Source organism: Flavobacterium sp. PS2, from assembly GCF_046250155.1.
Classification (GTDB): Bacteria; Bacteroidota; Bacteroidia; order Flavobacteriales; family Flavobacteriaceae; genus Flavobacterium.
This window is the reverse complement of the sequence record NZ_CP176426.1, coordinates 5,045,815-5,064,677: the sequence shown is the minus strand read 5'-3', so window position 1 is coordinate 5,064,677 and position 18,863 is coordinate 5,045,815. Positions and strand designations below refer to the sequence as shown.

The window sequence follows — 18,863 nt, the reverse complement described above, 5'->3', positions numbered from 1 at the left end:
CAAAGCTAAAAAAAAGATTGATGTATGCTTCAAATAAATTGTTTAAAAAATACTGTAATTCTTAATTAAGTAAAACTTACTTTTATAGTATAGTTAAATCTTTTATGTAAAGTTCATAAAAAAGCCCAATTCTAGAATCGGGCTACTTATTTCTTTTAAACTGTTAGGAGTAATTATTTTAACACATAGTCCTGAAGCTTCAGGCAATGTCATTAATGTGTTAATTCAAATCTATTTAAGGAACTAAAACAGCTCTTCCTTTTATTTTTCCTTGTCTTAATTTATCATACACTTCGAGAGCTTGATCTAAACTATATTTTTCGACTTCAATATGTATTTTCTTTTGTATTGCCAGTCCAATTACTTCCATTAACTCGGTTCTTGAACCCCAATAAGGATTGGATATGCTTACGCCAACGGGTAAACCGGTATTGTATTCATACTTTCCTCCTCCTAACCCAACAATGGTTAAATCGCTATCTAAACCTATAATTTTTGTACCTAAATCTATTGTAGATGTAGCACCAACAAAATCAAGAACGACTTTTGCTTTTTTTATTCCAGTGATTTTCTTGATTTGTTCGGCAGCATCTTTATCTGTAGAGTTAACGACATGAGCTGCGCCAAGTTGTTTTGCAAATTCAAGTCTTTCGGGAGTTATATCACAAGCTATAATTGTTGACCCGCACATTTCGGATAAAATCTGTAATGCAACATGTCCTAACCCTCCTACTCCAATAACCACAACATATTCGTCTGGCATAAGTTTATGCAATGATCTTTTTATTGCTGAATATGGTGTTAATGCTGCATCTGTAAGCGGAGCAGCAATTACAGGATCTAAATCATGAATTGGGACTAATAATCGAGAGGAAGGTACAAGCATATAATCTGCCATACCACCATTTAATCCTAGTCCACCACCATAGGCTTGCTCGGAATGATGATCACAATAGTTTTCTTGCGAATGCTGGCATGGTTTGCAATGTCCGCATCCCCAAGGTCCGTATACCAAAACCGCATCTCCTTTTTTAAATCCCTTTACATCTTTTCCAACTTCTTCTACCCATCCTGCATTTTCGTGCCCTAAAGTAAATATTGCACCAGAAACTAATCCTCCATCAATTACATGTAAATCTGAATGACAAACTCCTGCTCCACCAATTTTTAATAATACTTCATCTCCTGTAGGAGAAGGTTTTTCTAGATCGTTTATAATTCTAACATCTTTGTGTCCATAATATCGTACTGCTTTCATAAGATTTTATTTATAATTTCTATACTATAAATTTAATCAAACCTGATGTTATACGTACGTTAATGAATTATAAATAAAACCTTTAATACGTTAAAAAACAAAGCAAAATACTTTAAACTTTAACTTGCAACATAACCTGATTTCTATATTTTATTCGTAAACTAAAACTTATAAAATAATTAAAACACAATAATCTTAATCATAGATTGTGTGGATATTTATCTTTTAAGCTAAGAGAATAAAATAATCAAAACCCGAGATTATTAACAGGATCTGTAAAGCTACAACCACATTCCCGACGCATATTTTTAGACTGTTTAAATGTATATTTTAAATAAAATTGATGCGATGACGGTGCATATTTGCCTAATCCGTTTATGTTATGATCATAAGCATATCCGGCTTGAAAATCCTGAAGCAAATTAACTCCTATTATTCCAGTTATAGCCGAATCCCAACGGTAGGATGCTCCAAATCTGAACTTTTCTTTAAACTCAAAATTAAGAGCAAAATCTATTGCCAATGGTGATCCCTGAACCTCTTTTGCTAGTATGGATGGTTTAAATAACAATTCATGTGTTAGCGCAGTTTGATATCCTGTTGTAAAATAAATTTGAGGTTTTGTTACCGATAATCCTGCAACAGTTGGATCATAACTTTCTTTAATAAAATTGGGCGTAGATAATCCTATATACCAATTTGGTGTATTGAATAAAAATCCAACTCCTATTCTTGGAGATATTCTGTTTTCTATATTATTTTCAAAACTTAGATCATTTGTATTCTGTACATCAAGGCGTGTATAATCTACATTAAGGACATTAAAACCTGCTTTTAGACCAAACGAAAGCATATTTATTTCGTCTGTAAAAATGGTGTAGGAATAATCTCCTGTCACAATTAATTCTTCGGTTACTCCTAATTTTTCACTTGAAACATTCAGTCCTGCTCCCATATTCATTGTAAGCGGAATATTGACATTTAAGTTCAGACTTTCGGGCGCACCATCAAATCCTGCAAATTGTGTTCGGTGTATCACTAATACACTTCCGTCAAAAAAACCTGCAAAAGCGGGATTAAAACTCGACATATTTAGCTTATAATCGGAGAATTGAGCATCTTGTTGAGCTCTGGCAGAAAATAGTGTAAATGTAAATGCCAGTACTAGTATATAATTAAATTTCATTTGTTTTTTTGATTTTGTGAATTAAGGATTTAGATGCAAAAAGCCTGTTTTTGTAATACGCTTATTATCATGATTTGTAAAGCTAAATACATAATAATACGTTCCATACGGAAGTAAACCAGTACCGTTTCCTAATCCTTTATTACCAAATCCTTTAAATAGATTATCGTCTTGTCCGTAACGACTAGCTTCGTAAACTAAACTTCCCCAACTATTAAAAATTTCTAGTTTATTATCAGGAAAAGTTGTGGCTCCTTCTACAAAAAAGGAATCATTTTTTCCGTCACCGTTGGCAGAAATTCCGTTATAGACCACAACATCACAATACCTAATAATAATCTCTATTTCTAGCCTTTTAGAACTTTCGCATTCTGCTCCTATGTAGGATGCATAATATTTATGTTTATCTTCTAAGATTGTAGTCGATGCAAGAGGAACACCTCCTGTTGCAGTTTCGTACCACAAGACTTCTTGTTCATTTGTAATAAGATCTGTAATTGTTGCTTCTTTTTCTTTACATATATACTGCACATCATTGCCTGTGGGAGATAATGCATCTTTAACAATAATTGTAACAGGAATACGATTACTATAACAATTACCATAATTTGTAGCTGCATAATAGGTTCCGCTAATTATACTTGTATTTAATGAAAGACTTTGGGCTGATGTAGCATCAATAAACCATTTTAAATTAGTACTATCATTTACAGCTATATCCCTTATTGTAGGCGCATCTATTAAACAAAATTCTTGTGTAAGACTCGGGAATGTTGGTTCCGGAATAGGAAGAATTGTTACAATCGCTGTTGCTGAACCTCTGTTTCCTGATTGATCTATTACGGTAAGGGTTACTGTATTGACTCCTATATTACTACAATCAAAAGTGGTTTTATCGAGTAGCATTTTATCGATAGTACAATTGTCTGTAGAGCCGTTATTTATCTCATTAACAGTAATACTCACAGTTCCTGTTACTTTGAGCTGAACTGTAATATCCTGCGTTACCACAGTTGGATTTATCTTATCTTCTATAGTTACTACAGCAGTTCCAGACGCTGAATTTCTATTAAAATCTGTAACAGTAAGTGTTACGATATTTGTTCCAATATCACTACAAGTAAAAGCTGTTTTATCGAGTACCAACATATCGATACCACAAGCATCATTAGAACCATTATTAATCAGCGCTGGAATTATTGCTGCATTTCCTGTAGCATCTAGCTGGACAGTTATATTTTGGGTTATAACATTTGGGGCAATCAAATCCTTTACAGTAACAACAGCAGTTCCAGTCGCTGAATTTCCATTTTTATCCGTAACAGTAAGTGTCACATTATTTATTCCAACATTCGTACAATCGTAAGTTGTCTTATCAAGAATCATCGTATTAATACCGCAATTATCTGTAGAACCGTTATCTATTTGCGTAGCATTAATAGTTGCATTTCCTGTAGCATCAAGTTGAACAGTTATACTTTTTGTAATAACAGTTGGAGCTATTTTATCTTCGACAGTTACTGTAGCAGTTTCTGATGCTGAATTTCCATTTATATCTTTTACGGTAAGTGTTACTGTATTTACTCCAACATTTGTACAATCGAAAGTGGTTTTATCTAATATCATGCTATCAATACCACAAACATCACTTGAACCATTATCGATATCAGCTGTGCTTATAATAGCGCTTCCTGTGGCATCAAGCTGAGCTGTTATATTTTTTGTTATAACAGTTGGAGCTATTTTATCTTCGACAGTTACTATTGCAGTTTCTGATGCTGAATTTCCATTAATATCGGTAACGATTAGTGTTACCGTGCTTGCTCCAATATTCGTACAATCAAAAGTAGTTTTATAAAGGATTATTGTGTCAATACCACAATTATCACTTGATCCATTATTTATTTGAGCCGCGGTTATAGTTGCATTTCCTGTAGCATCTAGCTGGACATTTATATTTTGAGTCACAACAGTTGGAGTTATTTTATCTTCGATAGTTACTGTTGCAGTTTCAGATGTTGAATTTCCATTAATATCGGTAACGGTAAGTGCTACTGTGTTTACTCCAATATTAGTACAATCAAAAGTGGTTTTATTGAGGATCATTGTGTCAATACCACAATTATCACTTGATCCATTATTTATTTGAGCGGCAGTTATAATAGCTTTTCCTGTAGCATCAAGCTGAACTACTATATTCTGTGTAACAACAATTGGAACTATTTTATCTTCGATAGTTACTATTGCTGTTTCTGAGGCTGAATTTCCATTAACATCGGTAACAGTTAGTGTTACTGTATTTACTCCAACATTTATACAGTCAAAAGTGGTTTTATCTAATATCATGCTATCAATTCCACAATTATCTGTAGAACCATTATTGATATCGGCTGCAGTTATAATAGCGTTTCCTGTGGCATCAAGCTGAAGAGTTAAGTTTTTTGTTATAACAGTTGGAGCTATTTTATCTTCGATAGTTACTGTAGCCGTTTCTGATGCTGAATTTCCATTAACATCGGTAACGGTTAGTCTCACTGTGTTTACTCCAATATTAGTACAATCAAAAAAGACTTTATCGAGTATCATCATACTACCACCACAAACATCATTAGATCCATTGTCTATATCTGTAGCGTTAATACTTACTTTTCCTGCACCATCAAGCTGAACTGTTATGTTTTTGGTTACAACATTTGGTTTTATTTTATCTTCGACAGTTACTATTGCAATTCCGGTTGCCGAATTTCCATGTCTATCAGTTACTGTAAGCGTTACCGTATTTGTTCCAACATTCCTACAATGAAAAACAGTTTTATCGAGTGTCATACTGTCAATACCACAAGCATCGTTCGAACCATTATCAATATGAATGGGTGTAATAGTTGCACTTCCTGTGGCATCAAGCTGAACTGTTATATTTTGGGTTACAACATTTGGTTTTATTTTATCTTCGACAGTTACTGTTCGTAATGTTGAAGTTAAATTTCCGCTTTTATCTTTTATCGTAAATATTACCGTATTGGGTCCAATATTGCTACAATTAAAAGTTGTTTTATCAAGTACCATCTCAACGATACCACAATTATCATAAGAACCATTGTCTATTTGTGTAGCATTAATTGTTACATTTCCACTAGCATCTAGCGGAACAATTATATTTTGAGCTATAGCGGTTGGGACTATTATATCTTCGACTATTATAGTTGCATTTTCTGTAGTGCTGCAATCTTTTTCATCTGTTACAGTTACAATATAAGTACCAGGTAACAATCCTGTGGCTGTGGCTGTAGTTTGCTCAGGAATGGTGTTCCAACTATATTTATAGACTCCAGTTCCGCCCGTTACACCAACTGTTGCTTCCCCATTAGCATGTGTACTACAATCTGCATTTATTTGGGTATCGATTGTAGCAACAAGTTCATCTGGTTCTGTTATTGTAAAATTTTGAGTTGCCGTTTCGTTATTACTATCGGTTACTGTTACGACATAATTCCCTGGACTAAGATTTGTTGCCCTTGTACCATTTCCGCCTGACGGTGACCATGAATAAGTATAAGTAGGTGTACCGCCTAAAGTAGTAACCGAAGCTGAACCATCGTTTTTTCCGTTACATGAAACATTATCTTCTGATGCTTTAACTAATTTAAGTATATCGGGTGTGGTAAATGGAGAATGGAATATTGTTGAATAAGAGGAACCTCCATCTTCTGTAACGAAATAAAAGTCATAAGATGTATTAAGCGTGAGTCCTGTAATTGGATATGATTTTTGTGTATTGGCTATAAGAGCCGAACTACCACTTGCTGCAACATTTACACCTCCATAATTTACCCCGCTTTTTATTTCAGCTATTGTTGGTCGTGGTGATCCAGCAGGAACAACTACATAATAACCTGTTACATCGGTTTGCGATAACGTTTTAAAAACTGCCGATGTATATTTTATATCCGTTATTGTTCCACTTGCATTAGCGATATCTTTAATTATTTCTTCTAATTCTACAACTTTACCCGCAGCATAATACCACTTAAATTCATCACTCTCTCCTACCGCAAGATCATTTAATCTAACAAAAAAACCATAAGAACCATCAGTGGCTCCACTACTAATAGCACTTGTATTTGGGTTTTGATTAATTACATAGTTCCATTGGCAACACATCTGAATAATAGTATTGGCACGATCAGAATTTGAAAAAATTATGACACCTTCTTCTCCCGAAAAAAGTTTAAGTGCTTTAGCACGATCACTACTTATAGTTAAAGGAACAAAAGCATCACCAACTATATTTCCTCTTGTTTTTAGCGGGTTGTCATTAGTCCCGATAAAATCATCTTTTGTCCCTGACCAATATCTTACATTACTTACTGGAGCTGTACCTATATTCTTAATTTTTACATTAATTATGATAAAACTTGAGTTTTGTTCTAATGTATATGTGTTTTCGACCTCTAATAAAGATCCATTAATTGTAATATTTCCTTTGGAAACAATAGTACCATAACCTTTTGGCGACGTAGTAGTTATAAACTTTGAATAATCAATTGTTTGGCTTGTTAAGGTTCCATTAATCGACGAAAATCCATTTGTATTCCATTCACTAGAACCATCCCCATCAATATAATAGGCATTATCAAAAGGATAATCCTGATAAGTAAGCTTTGCCCATAATGATGATGTAGAATTAAAATAAAAAGGCTGCTGTAAATTTCCTGCAGGATTTACAGAGTTTTCTGCTCCTGTACCAAAACGAAGTATATCATTGTCTAATACCTTTTGTGCGGAAACTTTGTTTAGTAAAATAAATAACATGCATATGACTATATATGACTGTTTTGACATTACTTTATCAAAGTATTTTTTTTTCATAATTGATTTGATTTATTGCCTGAAACGGCTCTCTGAAGTGTGCGCAAAACTAATCTAGAAAGGATTCTTATTATAAAATATGGGGTGGACAAATGGGGGACAAATGATGTATTCGTCTTTAAAAACCTTATAAATAGTCATTTATAGCATATCTATTTTATACTAAATATTACTTCTCATGGATTCATATTTTTGTATTTTAGCAAATCAATGATTCCTTACGCATGGCTTATATTATAAAAAGAACAGGAATTCTATTCACTGTTTTTATTTTTACTTTTTTATCTAAATCATATTCCCAAACGCTAACAATTCCGTTACAAGATTCACGTGAAAATATTGAGCGCATCATTCTTCAGGAGAAAGATTTTCAAAAAGACTCTGTACAATTAAAAAAGTTTTTGGCTCCTTTACTGCAATCTTCGAGTAAGAAATATAATATCCTTTACTATGCCTTGCTGGCAAATGGCTATTCTAGTTTTTTTGATAAAACAAATTCTCTAAGCGATACTTATTACTTACTTTCTATCCAAAAAGCAAAAGACATAAATGATCCTTCGCTAGTAATCTGGACAGAAATGAATTATTCTAAATACCTGTATTATTACAGAGAAATAGACAAGCTTATCCCAACTTTATTAAAAACGATTGATGCTACAGAAAGCATAAATCCCAACAAAATGATTCTTCCAGGAGAAACTTTTAAAATTTTTGGTTGGATAATGACTACCATTGATGATGAAGACTTGGCTGTTAAATTTTTAAAGAAGTCCTTACATTATACTAAGACTAATTCTCCAGAATATGCAAGTGTTTTAAATGCCATAGGAGTATATTATTTTAAAGAAAAAAACTTTCCTGCGGCAATGTATTATTTTGATAAAACCATAGCCGTCTCTTTACCTATTAGTGACAATATACGCTATGCAAAAGCACTTGGAGATAAAGCGCTCATTTACGAAAAAAAGGGAGATTATAAAACTGCTCTTGAGCTTTTGCAAAAAGATATCGATTATTCAGAAAAATATAAAGACGAGAAAAACAGCATGTATGCCTCTATTTTAATGGCTAAAATTCTTTTAAAAGAACAAGATACATCCAGAGCAAATGCATTATTACAAAAAGCCGAAAAAATTGCTTTGTCTAAACCTTATTACAATAATTCTTTAAAAGATATTATCGAATTAAAACTGAATATATTAAACGGAAAAGATCCTGAAAAAGAATTATCATTAAGACGTGAACTTAAAAAAATAGAAGAATCTTTACTTAAAACAGATGGCGAAACTGCTTTAACAAGGGCAAATTGGTTTGTACAGAAAGCCAAATATGAAAATAGGGTCAAGAATACACAACTGCAATATGAACAGGAAAGTAAGATGAAGAATATCTATATACTGCTTGTTATTTTGGCGATTTTATTATCAATTTTTATTTTCTTCTCTTTTAAGAAAAGACTGAAAAACAACAGCTTAGAATATGATAAAAAAATAATAGATCATAAAATAGAAAAAAGAAACTATGAGAAAAAACTTAATGATGCAAACCTCGATCTTGATGCACACATTAAATTTTTACACAATAAAAATATTCAGATTTCTAAATTAAAACTAGAACTCGAAAATATAAAACAATCTCCGTCTTATCATATAGAAAAAGGAAAACTACAGGAATTGTTGGACTCTCATTTAATGACAGATGAAAACTGGAATACTTTTAAACGAGAATTTAAAAAAGAATACAATGGTTTTTATGAAGCTTTAATGAAGGATTTCCCAGAGTTAAAGGATTCTAATCTTAAAGTTATAATGCTCCAAAAATTGCGATTCAGTAATTCCGAAATTGCAAGTTTGCTCGGTATTACATTAGATGCCGTAAAAAAGAGCAAACAACGCTTGAAGAAAAAACTTGGAGATAAACACAATCTATTATTTGAGATAATCGATATGTCGTAATTGTAATATTATGTATGAGATAATATCGGAATCATAAGTTTTTGGTTATTGAATAAATCTTCTAATTCTGGTGAAACAAACAACGTCAGATCTTCCTCTTTATGAATTGTATAATTATAATCTGCATTTAAGGGACTGAATCCAAATAGTACTGTATCAACATCTGGCGTTGCTAAAGCAAGAATTATATCTTCTATATTTTGTTCTTCCAGCTGAAAAAGCTGAAGTATAGTCATGGTGTTTTCTTCTTTTTGTACAATGGCAATTGTCTTTAAGGATTCGATATAATATATAGAATCTTTAAACCCAAAATCAGGATAAGCATAACAATAAAAAAATGTCAGACTACGGTTTTTAGTATTGAATGATGAAGTTGGTATTGAATTATCTACATAAGTTTCTAATAGCTTACGTTGGTCCAAATCATCTAGATTTAGTTTTCTTACTTGATGACTACTTTCTCTAAACTCTATTTGTTTACTCGCTTGAAATTCTTGTACTGCTGAAAAATTAAATTTGGGATAGAAGTTCAAAACAGAATCATTGGCAAATAGAAACATTCCGCTTACTTTTTCCTTATAATCTTGCAAAATTCTTTCCATCAAATAACGGGACAATCCTTGTTTTTGATAATCATGACGAGTCATTACCGTTCCTAATTGAGCCAAAACAATTGATTCGTTTTTAACAATAGTTTCAAATGTACTTACTGTAGTGTGAGAAACTATCTGGTCATCAATAAACAAAGAATAAATGATACAGTTATCGTCCCAATATCCGGATTTGTAATAATTTTCAAAGTCAAATCCCCATACTTCATTTGTAAGTTGATTAAACTTTTTACGCAGATTATCGTCAGATTGATATTGAATATATAATGTAAATACTTGTCTGTTAAGGGTAATTTTTTCTGTCTGCATTTCTCTTTTTTTCAAAATTACAGAATTATTTCATTTTCTGCCTCTTTACTTTTTCCTTTTATTTCGAAAAAACAGAAGAATATTATATTTAATATACACTAAATAAACACTTTATATAAGGATACAGAATAACCTATTTATCAAATAATACCTTAATAGTATCTCCTTCATTAATAACCTTATCTAACCATATTTTTTTCTTATCCGAGATTATAATTTTTAATTTCTTTTTTTCTCTTTTCACAACAATATCAAAGTCTTGCCCAAATGCATGAATATTTCGCAATTCCATTTCTGGCCATGATATTGGAAGACGAGGTGTAAAATCAAAGCCTTTTAAACTCGTTGGGCGAATACCAAACAATCCTTCGGTAAAAACTCTGCAATATAAACCACTTTCTGCCGATAGATGACGCTGATTTCCTTCGGGATAAGCTTCTACAGGATAAGGAACATGATCTCCTAATAAACGACGCGTGGAGTAATAATGCAAAAAATCTATTGCTTTTTCGGTTTCTCCTGCTGCCAAAACACCTCTTAAAGCATATAAAGTCGACCTGTCCCAGAAAGTTTTATCTCCCGAAAGACTAGCTAGCCCATCTTGAGTCCATAGTTTGGGTGAAAATAATGCTGCAATAGTTCCTTCTTTTCTATTATAAATACCCATCGTTAATGGGGTGCATATCCATGCGCGTAAAACATCATTTTCTTTATAGTATTTATAGGTTTGATACCCATCGATAGTAGAACCAAAATATTTTTCGATTGCAGATTTTAAGTTTTTTGCCTGAGTTTTATAAGTTACAAGTTGTGCTTCCTTTTTCCCTAAAGTAGCTCCTAAATATATTGCTGAGTTAAGTGCGTCATAATACAATGATGATGTATTAAGATTTGCTTTTCCAGCAGGGAAACGCCCTTCTAATTCATCTGAATCTGAGGTAACAACACCTTCCGTATTTAGTTTTAAATTGCAATATTCAAGACACCATTCTATCAATGGCCATAATTGTTTGGCTTCGTCAATACTACCTTTTGCAAGAGCATAACGTGCAGCTCCATAAGCAATCATAGCAGCATCTCCCCGATCCCCTGCTCCATCCCAAATATCTGTACCTTCGGCAACAATCGAGCTTGGAATTGGTTTGTATTCTTTATTAATAAATCGTGCAAAATGAAGATAAGCGTTCAGAGACGCTTTATCGCCATAATCATATCCCAAAAAAGGAAAAAATGGTCCTATATACTCTGCTTCATCATTTGCCCAAATTGCAGCATAATACGCTTCTCCGCCCGGTCCATGCATTGGCCCGCCTTTGGTTTCAAATATACTTTCGGCAGCCCTTAATTTTGCAAAAGCAAATTCAGTATTCAATATAGTATCAGGTGTTTCTAAAACCAATTTATTCGATAATTCTTTAACCAATTCCAGACGCTTCATTTTCTCATTTTCAGCATTCAGTTCTGGTAACGTTTCATTAGATTTTCCAGCAAAATAAAGAACCGAAAAGCTAATTATATCATTTGGTTTTAGATTAAAATAACCATCATTTAAAACTTTAGATTGAATAGTATAACTTCCTTCAGTTCCATTTATTGGGTCTGTATTATAAATGGTATTCGATTTTGGAATTTCCACAGTATATCCTTTTCCAGAAATATTTTTGATAGTATATATTTCGCAATAACTTGCCTCTGTCGTTGTTGGAAAATATTGTCGGGTTAACTCTAGTGTTTTACCAACTTTACTTTTTACTAATAATGTTCCGTTGAGGGTAATCGAAACTACTTTTTCGTTCTCGATAGCCTTATTGTTAACGGTTACTAGTTTTAAATGATCTTGTGCAAACCTGCGGGTAAGGCTAGCGTGAGTATTGTTTGGGATTGTCCTTAACATAGGCCATACCAAACTTCGGGTTACATGAAAAGAACTATCCGCAGCAACTCCATATCTAATTACTGAGGAAATTTTCTTTCCGCTCATCTCAATATGGTCGTCATGAGGTATATTATTGATGTTCCATGAGATAGCTCCATCGGTAGTAATTTGCCAACGATTATTTTGTTGTGCAAATGATTTACCTGATATAAAGCAAACTATAATGATAATGAGTTGTTTTTTTGTAAATGCAGTATTCATCAATTGAATTAAAGTTTTAGAATTGTCTTATTTGTTTTTTTTATAGAAAATTATGCTTTGCTTAATCGATACATCAAAACACCGTGAGGTGCTATAGTTTCTTTTAATATTTTGGAAGTTGTCCCTGTATTTTTTTTACTCCAAACATCAAATAAGTTGTATACGTTCTTATTATCCAAGGTATATTTATAAATAGCATCTACAATGTTTTCTTTACTCCAATCAAAACTAACAGACTTAGATTCGGTTTTACGATTTATAAAGCAAATAGCCCAATCTCCGTTTTTAAGAGGTTTACACCAAACTTGCAATCCGTCTTTATCTAGATATCTAAATCCTTGTATTCCTAATTCATCCTGATCGATATTCAGCACCTCTTTGTTAGTAAGAATCTCCAAAGTTTGTTTAGACATCTTTCGGATATCATTACCCGCAATTAATGGTGCAGCCATCATACTCCAAAGAGAAAAATGAGCTTTATCTTCATCATAAGTCATTCCGTTACCTACTTCAAGCATATCTGGATCATTCCAATGTCCCGGACCAGAATATTTACGAAGATTAGACTGCAAATCTGCAATATGCATCACACTTAGAGAATTCCACGTTCCTTCATCATGCACCGAATCAAATATTTGATATATATCTTCAGTAGTACGCCATAACTGACCAACTCCTTCGCCCCACTCCCATGGCTTGTTTACTCCCCACTCACAAATACTAAATACAATAGGTCTTCCTGTTTTATTCAAGGCATTACTCATAGTAGTATAAGCTTCTTTGGCATTTATACCCGTGGCAAAGCACCAATCGTATTTTAAAAAATCAATTTCCCATGCTGCATAATTTCTAGCATCCTGATATTCATAACCGCGTGTTCCTGGATATTTCTGGCAGGTTAATGTTCCTGCACAATTATACAATCCAAATTTCAATCCTTTAGAATGAACGTAATCGGCAACGACTTTTATACCATTAGGGAACTTTTTAGGATCAGGCACAAGATTACCCTGATTATCTCTTTCCATTGCCATCCATCCATCATCAAGAACTAAATAAATATAACCTGCATCCTTCATTCCTGAGGAAACCATAATATCGGCAGTTTCCATTACCATTTTTTCGTTAATATCAGTATGAAAAGTATTCCAGCTATTCCATCCCATTGGTGGTGTCAACAACAAATGATCTGTTTTTTGTGCATTTAATTGCGAACAAAAAATTATAATAGCCATTAAAAACAAATTCTTTACTTCTAGATATCTCCTCATTTTTTAAGTTTACTTTTTTAAGCAAACCTACATGCAATCTAAATTTAAGGCATATAGTATATTAGCTTTAAATTATACTATTTTATCTGATTTTTAATTTTTTGGAATGAAGAAATAATAAAACAATTCACAAATCATTTTATCATTGATTAGAGAGATATTGGAAAATTAACTTGAAGAGTAATACCTAATAATTAAAAAGTATCTGTTATAAACCAAATTTATATTTCGTTAAATTTATATTCTAGAAAACAGCATCTTTATATATCTATAAATCAATATTTTGAAACTAAAACACTTAAATCATATGATACTACAAAAAATAAAAACTATTGACTTTAATCAAACCCTGATTGCTGTATTATTCTTAATCCTATTTCATACAGTAATTTTTGCAATACCAAAAGACACCCTTGCTTATAATGGTTTTGGCTACCTCACGCTTTATAAACCTAGGATTATATAAATTGTTTTTTTAATGAAAACTCAAGTTTTATAAGTTCAAATTTATCTCTATCGAGTGGTTTGTTAAGAAAACGGATTACCGATGGAATATTTTCTACACGCTTAAGATCATCAGGATGTGTAGAAGAAGTAATCATTATGATAAAACAATTTCTTCTTATTATTTCAGAGAATTTTATGTATTCTTCCAGAAATTCAAAACCATTCATTCCAGGCATATTGATATCAAGGAAGATCAGCTGAGGGAGTAAATCAGGCGTACTTTCTAATGAAAGAAGGTATTCGAGAGCATCTGGTGCTGAATCTAATAAAACAATTTCTTCGGCAAAACAATACTTCTCTGCCATACGATTGGCAATATAGCGATCTGTTGCGTTATCATCTACAACGAGAATTTTTTTAAACGGTGGTGTTGTTGTCTGTTCCATAGATTAAGTTAATTTACTTGTTTGGAATTTTAATAGCAAAGGTGGTTCCTTGGCCAATTTCAGATTGAACTTTTATATTTCCATTGAGTTTATTTATTGCTTCTTTTACAATGTAAAGTCCAAGACCCGAACCAACTGATTCTTGAGATACGCGATAAAACATATCGAATATTTTTGAGTGTAATTCTTTATTAATACCAATACCATTATCCTGCACAATGATATTAGTCTCGATATTAGAAGTTACTATTTTAATATTTATAAATGGGTTTGAAATTTGTGCGTTTTGATACCGAATTGAATTCGAAATAAGATTATTTAAAATTGTAACCAAACGATTTTTATCAGAGTACACAGGAGTGTCACCAATTATATCTACTTTAAAACCAACCCTCCTATTGCTATCTCCCATGAATTTTAAATTTTGGGTTACATCATCAAGAAGTTCATTAAAGTTTATTTTTTCCTTATGAACTTCCATGCGTGAATTACGAGAATAAACAAGGATATCGGAAATAAAGCTATCGAGTTTTTTAGCATTTTCTTTTAACATCTGGAGATGTCCCAGCATTAATTCTTCGGCGGTATCATCCTGTGCAATTTCAATAAGACCTAACATTGAATTTAAAGGAGCACGCAAATCATGCGAAGTACTGTATACAAAACGATCCAGTTCGTAATTTGCGGTTTTTAATTCTTGATTCTCAATTTCACGCTTTCTAAATGTTTGATTGATATGTGCTTCACTATATTTTTTAAATTGATAAGCCCATAATCCGCAAAGGCCAAAAATAGTTGTTGCCAATATTATATGAATAATAAAGGTTTGCAACGACATATAATCTAACTGAGTAAAAAAAACATTGCTAACTCCTTTATATTGCAAATAACCAAACAGTGCATGATGAAATATTACAACTAATGTAAGCGGTATTTGTAGTTTCCAGTTTTGATAAGTAATAAGTATTGCACTTGCTACAAATGCTGTAAAATGCATTTCGAACATACCATGCATTTGATAAATGTATTGACACATAAAAATACCTAATATCGTACTGAGTACGTACTGATAAAAGTCTGATTCTGGCAAAGCAAATTTTGAAGAATAATAAGCAACAAGTAGTAAACTGCCTACTCCTATTGCTATTTGCCATGTATCATAATAAAAGGCCAGTAATAAACCGACAATGAAAAAAATTAAAAGAAAATAATTAATCAAATTATCAGATTTTCTTTTAATTGCCAAAAGGAATTCTTGAATATGTATCGACTGCTCTATATCTTCTATTTTTTGCTTCATACTATTTTTGCGATTTGGTAATTCACATTTGAACGTTTTTAAGGCAAAGGTAAATAGGTTTAAAAAGTGTATGAAAAGGAGGTTAATCCTTTAAAATTAATATCCCTTTCTGGTATGACAACTTTATGTAGGTTAGAGAAAGTGATATGTTGTAATGTTGATAAAAAGATTCAACTTAAGAACGGAATAAAACAACTTTTTTACTTCAAGCTTTTGCAAGTGAGTTTGCTGAGAATAAGTTTATAAAGTAAAAAACCATATAAACTTTAGCTAATTTATGAAAAAAATAGCAAAGTAAGATTTTGTTTGTTATAATATACTTGAAAATTATGAAGAGAGCTTATTAAAATAAATTAACAGCTTTAAAATTATACTTGATTAACCCAGAGTAAAACTGACATTGAAGAGATATTTTAAAGGTTTGATTTTATCTCTGGGATTTTCGCCTAAATAAACTTCTTAACTTTCTTTTACATTATAGTAAAATACAGTTAAAGTGTGAACTATAAATCTGATACAATATCTAAAATATCTTTCAAAAGTTTTATTACTTCACCGTATTCAACTTTCATTTCAAGAAAAAATTTAGAAAGAGTAAAAACTAAACTTATACCCAATCTAGTGTGAATTCTAAAACATAATGGATTAATGTAATTATTCCGCTTAAAATAATAATGGCTAAAATCCTTGCAATATTTTGATTTAGTTTAGTTTGTATTTTTCTTTTAATATAGTATAAATCGATTAATACAAATGGAATAAAGGAAACCAATCCAATAAATCCACCTATCCAAATTATTATAAATCCATATAGTGCATTAAATATGGAAAAGAAACTTGTTGCATCAATAGGTTTTCCTAATTCAATTCTCATCCATACCATTCCTGAAAGTATACTTAAAAGAAGCCATATTACGTATTTGATAATTGTTATTGTAACTTTCATTCTCAATAATTATGGTTTATATACAAAACGGCAACTCCACATAACTCTACTCTCACAAACCCTTTCATAAATCTACTTTTTCCGTATTCTGAGTTAACACCTGAATGTATATCATAGGTTTGTCAATAAATACTTTATTAGTTTAAATTCAATGAGGTACATAAAAATTTGCTAAATACCTGCATGTTTTATTTTAATCAGAGTCCTAAAAATCTACTTATAAAAGATTGTGGATTATCATGATCTTGAAATATCGCGCACAAAACAAACCAATAAACTATTGCTAAAACTACCGCAAATAGAATAATTAGCACCAAAGAAAGTAGCCATTTATTCTTTATTTTTCTAGTTAAAAAATAAATTATTAAAAAAGAAAAAGTAGGGATCAATGCCCCAACAAGTCCAATATAAATTGAAATATTCATCAATGATTTCATTGGCATAGCAGACATATCAGACAAAAGATGATCTGATACATACCAATAGGTTATTCCTATCGTAGAAATAACAAAGATTATAATACTATAGAGAATTAGTTTGTAAGTGCTTTTCATAATTATTTCTTTTTATAACCTGTATTTATGCCTGAACTAAAGGAACTTCTTAGATCTGCTTCTACTTTTTCCCAAAATTGAGTATGACTTAAACCGTGGGATACAGTTGCAAAATAAGGAACTCCACCTGGTCTAATCGCCATATCTATTTTTTTATCTTTATCTGAAACAAGATTCGCATGATAAAGAGTTACTAGCTTTTGATAGTTTAGTATATTTTTTCTTAAAATCTTGATTTGAGCATCTAAGTCACCTGTTACGGCATATTCTGCATAATCTAAATAGCTATTAAACGTTGTAAGGGTTGCTGGTACTAAAAACTGGCTGAACAAACGCATTAATAGTTCTTCTAAATTATTTCTTTTTAAAGCACCTTCAACTCCTGTAGCAAAACCCTCAAATTGAGCCTTTTTTCCTCTACTGTGATAGGAATCATTAGTCGTAATATTTCTATCAACAACAGTTAAACTTCCTGCTTGTTTTTTTGGTGACCAAGATGTATCATCAATACTATCAGTCAAACCATGACTTTCTGCAAATACTTTTGCTAATAATTTTAAGATATAACTATCTTTTACACCCGTTTTTATATCAAACAAGATATTTAATACAGCTACCCCTTGGGTAAGATTCAAATTGCTAACTAACTTACTTTTTCCATATCCACTATTTATGCTACTAAAGTTTACGTGTACATCATAAGTCCATTTTAAAAGGCTTTTAAGCAAAACAACAAACTCATCTCTTTCTTTATCTAAAGTGACTTTAGCAACGTTTATACTTTTAATATATTTAATGAATTGATTTGTCAAAATATTAACTCCAAGAAATACTTTTGCCATTTCTCTCCAAATAATAATTGCCTCTTCCTCATTCATTCTAAAATCGACAACATTATCTTGTAATGCTTTTTTATCTACACTTGCCAATACTTCCATCCCTCTTTTAAAACTGTCAGAATGAAAATCTTTAAGAAAAACTTCTAGATTTATCAATGTAAAATCTGCCACAAAACGTTGGGTAATATCATACTCATTATGAACATTAATGATTTTACACTCCTTGTGTACTTTAGCGTGATTTAACTGATGCTTTTTTTGAAAAAAAGGTGTAGATAAATAAGTAATACTTTTTATTTTCCAAAATTTAGGAAATCTTTTATCAGTAGCAATCAAATTTGTAAATTGATTAATCACATTACCGCCATGAGAGTGACCAATTAAGTGTAAGTGGACTTCTTTATTCTTGTATTTAGGATAAACTCTAACAAATAAATCTAACAAACGATCTGCAGCAATAGTTCTTTCCTCTGTGTTATTATCCCCAGACCAACTTAAAAATGTATCTTCAATATGTAAATCATGAAATTGAAATTTCAATTCTTTTAACTTTCCCCAAAAATTTTCGTTACTAGCACGCCAATAATCCTTATTAGCTTCGTGTTTTAATCCTTTGGTATTTATAGGGTCAGTAGTACCCGGTACAAACATAACAATATCAGTTATTTTACCATCGGATTTCACTACTACTTCTGGTTTTTTAAACCTCGGTTCTCCAAGTATTACATTCCCCAT

The 18,863-nt window shown here is 31.7% G+C and carries 13 protein-coding genes; 2 read left to right on the top strand and 11 right to left on the bottom strand.

Annotated features, from left to right (window positions below; all coding sequences use genetic code 11):
• Positions 1-235 precede the first annotated feature (235 nt).
• The 3 genes from ACJ6WR_RS21890 to ACJ6WR_RS21880 form a co-directional block, all read right to left on the bottom strand.
• Positions 236-1,258, bottom strand: a complete 1,023-nt coding sequence (locus ACJ6WR_RS21890) for an NAD(P)-dependent alcohol dehydrogenase (protein ID WP_039114715.1) — start codon at positions 1,256-1,258, stop codon at positions 236-238.
• Positions 1,259-1,505: 247 nt separating this feature from the next.
• Positions 1,506-2,444, bottom strand: a complete 939-nt coding sequence (locus ACJ6WR_RS21885) for a type IX secretion system membrane protein PorP/SprF (RefSeq protein ID WP_409416495.1) — start codon at positions 2,442-2,444, stop codon at positions 1,506-1,508.
• 21 nt (positions 2,445-2,465) lie between these two features.
• A complete protein-coding gene (locus ACJ6WR_RS21880) occupies positions 2,466-7,313 on the bottom strand; it encodes a gliding motility-associated C-terminal domain-containing protein (RefSeq protein ID WP_409416494.1) in 4,848 nt (1,615 codons plus the stop codon).
• 224 nt (positions 7,314-7,537) lie between these two features.
• Between ACJ6WR_RS21880 and ACJ6WR_RS21875 the strand changes: the two genes are divergently transcribed.
• Complete coding sequence (locus tag ACJ6WR_RS21875; protein WP_409416493.1) at positions 7,538-9,268, top strand: tetratricopeptide repeat protein; 1,731 nt, start codon at positions 7,538-7,540, stop codon at positions 9,266-9,268.
• A gap of 8 nt (positions 9,269-9,276) precedes the next feature.
• Here the strand turns inward: ACJ6WR_RS21875 and ACJ6WR_RS21870 are convergent, their stop codons facing one another.
• The 3 genes from ACJ6WR_RS21870 to ACJ6WR_RS21860 form a co-directional block, all read right to left on the bottom strand.
• Positions 9,277-10,188: a GNAT family N-acetyltransferase gene (locus ACJ6WR_RS21870; protein ID WP_409416492.1), complete on the bottom strand. Its 912-nt coding sequence runs from the start codon at positions 10,186-10,188 to the stop codon at positions 9,277-9,279.
• A 133-nt stretch (positions 10,189-10,321) separates the two neighbouring features.
• Positions 10,322-12,325: a hypothetical protein gene (locus ACJ6WR_RS21865; protein ID WP_409416491.1), complete on the bottom strand. Its 2,004-nt coding sequence runs from the start codon at positions 12,323-12,325 to the stop codon at positions 10,322-10,324.
• A gap of 50 nt (positions 12,326-12,375) precedes the next feature.
• The gene (locus ACJ6WR_RS21860) at positions 12,376-13,596 is read right to left on the bottom strand and encodes a glycoside hydrolase family 27 protein (protein WP_409416490.1); all 1,221 of its coding nucleotides are present in this window, start codon (positions 13,594-13,596) and stop codon (positions 12,376-12,378) included.
• A gap of 307 nt (positions 13,597-13,903) precedes the next feature.
• On the opposite strand from ACJ6WR_RS21860, the gene ACJ6WR_RS21855 reads away from it, so the two are divergent.
• The gene (locus tag ACJ6WR_RS21855) at positions 13,904-14,062 is read left to right on the top strand and encodes a hypothetical protein (RefSeq protein WP_409416489.1); all 159 of its coding nucleotides are present in this window, start codon (positions 13,904-13,906) and stop codon (positions 14,060-14,062) included.
• Here the strand turns inward: ACJ6WR_RS21855 and ACJ6WR_RS21850 are convergent.
• The 5 genes from ACJ6WR_RS21850 to ACJ6WR_RS21830 all read right to left on the bottom strand — a co-directional run bounded on the left by ACJ6WR_RS21850 (position 14,055) and on the right by ACJ6WR_RS21830 (position 18,863).
• Positions 14,055-14,489 carry a response regulator gene (locus tag ACJ6WR_RS21850; RefSeq protein ID WP_039114323.1) on the bottom strand — a complete coding sequence of 145 codons (435 nt, stop codon included), beginning with the start codon at positions 14,487-14,489 and terminating at the stop codon, positions 14,055-14,057. The two genes, ACJ6WR_RS21855 and ACJ6WR_RS21850, sit on opposite strands and share 8 nt — an antisense overlap.
• A 13-nt stretch (positions 14,490-14,502) precedes the next feature.
• The gene (locus ACJ6WR_RS21845) at positions 14,503-15,789 is read right to left on the bottom strand and encodes a HAMP domain-containing sensor histidine kinase (RefSeq protein WP_086895976.1); all 1,287 of its coding nucleotides are present in this window, start codon (positions 15,787-15,789) and stop codon (positions 14,503-14,505) included.
• 607 nt (positions 15,790-16,396) lie between these two features.
• Positions 16,397-16,735, bottom strand: coding sequence for a hypothetical protein (locus ACJ6WR_RS21840; RefSeq protein ID WP_086895977.1), 339 nt, complete (start codon positions 16,733-16,735; stop codon positions 16,397-16,399).
• A 197-nt stretch (positions 16,736-16,932) separates the two neighbouring features.
• Complete coding sequence (locus ACJ6WR_RS21835) at positions 16,933-17,289, bottom strand: hypothetical protein (protein WP_039114327.1); 357 nt, start codon at positions 17,287-17,289, stop codon at positions 16,933-16,935.
• A gap of 2 nt (positions 17,290-17,291) precedes the next feature.
• Positions 17,292-18,863 carry a hypothetical protein gene (locus ACJ6WR_RS21830; RefSeq protein WP_039114328.1) on the bottom strand — a complete coding sequence of 524 codons (1,572 nt, stop codon included), beginning with the start codon at positions 18,861-18,863 and terminating at the stop codon, positions 17,292-17,294.

Excerpts from the sequence above, each read along its gene's own strand:
- ACJ6WR_RS21890 (WP_039114715.1), bottom strand. The coding sequence starts at position 1,258 with ATGAAAGCAGTACGATATTATGGACACAAAGATGTTAGAATTATAAAC.
- ACJ6WR_RS21885 (WP_409416495.1), bottom strand. The coding sequence starts at position 2,444 with ATGAAATTTAATTATATACTAGTACTGGCATTTACATTTACACTATTT.
- ACJ6WR_RS21880 (WP_409416494.1), bottom strand. The coding sequence starts at position 7,313 with ATGAAAAAAAAATACTTTGATAAAGTAATGTCAAAACAGTCATATATA.
- ACJ6WR_RS21875 (WP_409416493.1), top strand. The coding sequence starts at position 7,538 with ATGGCTTATATTATAAAAAGAACAGGAATTCTATTCACTGTTTTTATT.
- ACJ6WR_RS21870 (WP_409416492.1), bottom strand. The coding sequence starts at position 10,188 with ATGCAGACAGAAAAAATTACCCTTAACAGACAAGTATTTACATTATAT.
- ACJ6WR_RS21865 (WP_409416491.1), bottom strand. The coding sequence starts at position 12,325 with ATGAATACTGCATTTACAAAAAAACAACTCATTATCATTATAGTTTGC.
- ACJ6WR_RS21860 (WP_409416490.1), bottom strand. The coding sequence starts at position 13,596 with ATGAGGAGATATCTAGAAGTAAAGAATTTGTTTTTAATGGCTATTATA.
- ACJ6WR_RS21855 (WP_409416489.1), top strand. The coding sequence starts at position 13,904 with ATGATACTACAAAAAATAAAAACTATTGACTTTAATCAAACCCTGATT.
- ACJ6WR_RS21850 (WP_039114323.1), bottom strand. The coding sequence starts at position 14,489 with ATGGAACAGACAACAACACCACCGTTTAAAAAAATTCTCGTTGTAGAT.
- ACJ6WR_RS21845 (WP_086895976.1), bottom strand. The coding sequence starts at position 15,789 with ATGAAGCAAAAAATAGAAGATATAGAGCAGTCGATACATATTCAAGAA.
- ACJ6WR_RS21840 (WP_086895977.1), bottom strand. The coding sequence starts at position 16,735 with ATGAAAGTTACAATAACAATTATCAAATACGTAATATGGCTTCTTTTA.
- ACJ6WR_RS21835 (WP_039114327.1), bottom strand. The coding sequence starts at position 17,289 with ATGAAAAGCACTTACAAACTAATTCTCTATAGTATTATAATCTTTGTT.
- ACJ6WR_RS21830 (WP_039114328.1), bottom strand. The coding sequence starts at position 18,863 with ATGGGGAATGTAATACTTGGAGAACCGAGGTTTAAAAAACCAGAAGTA.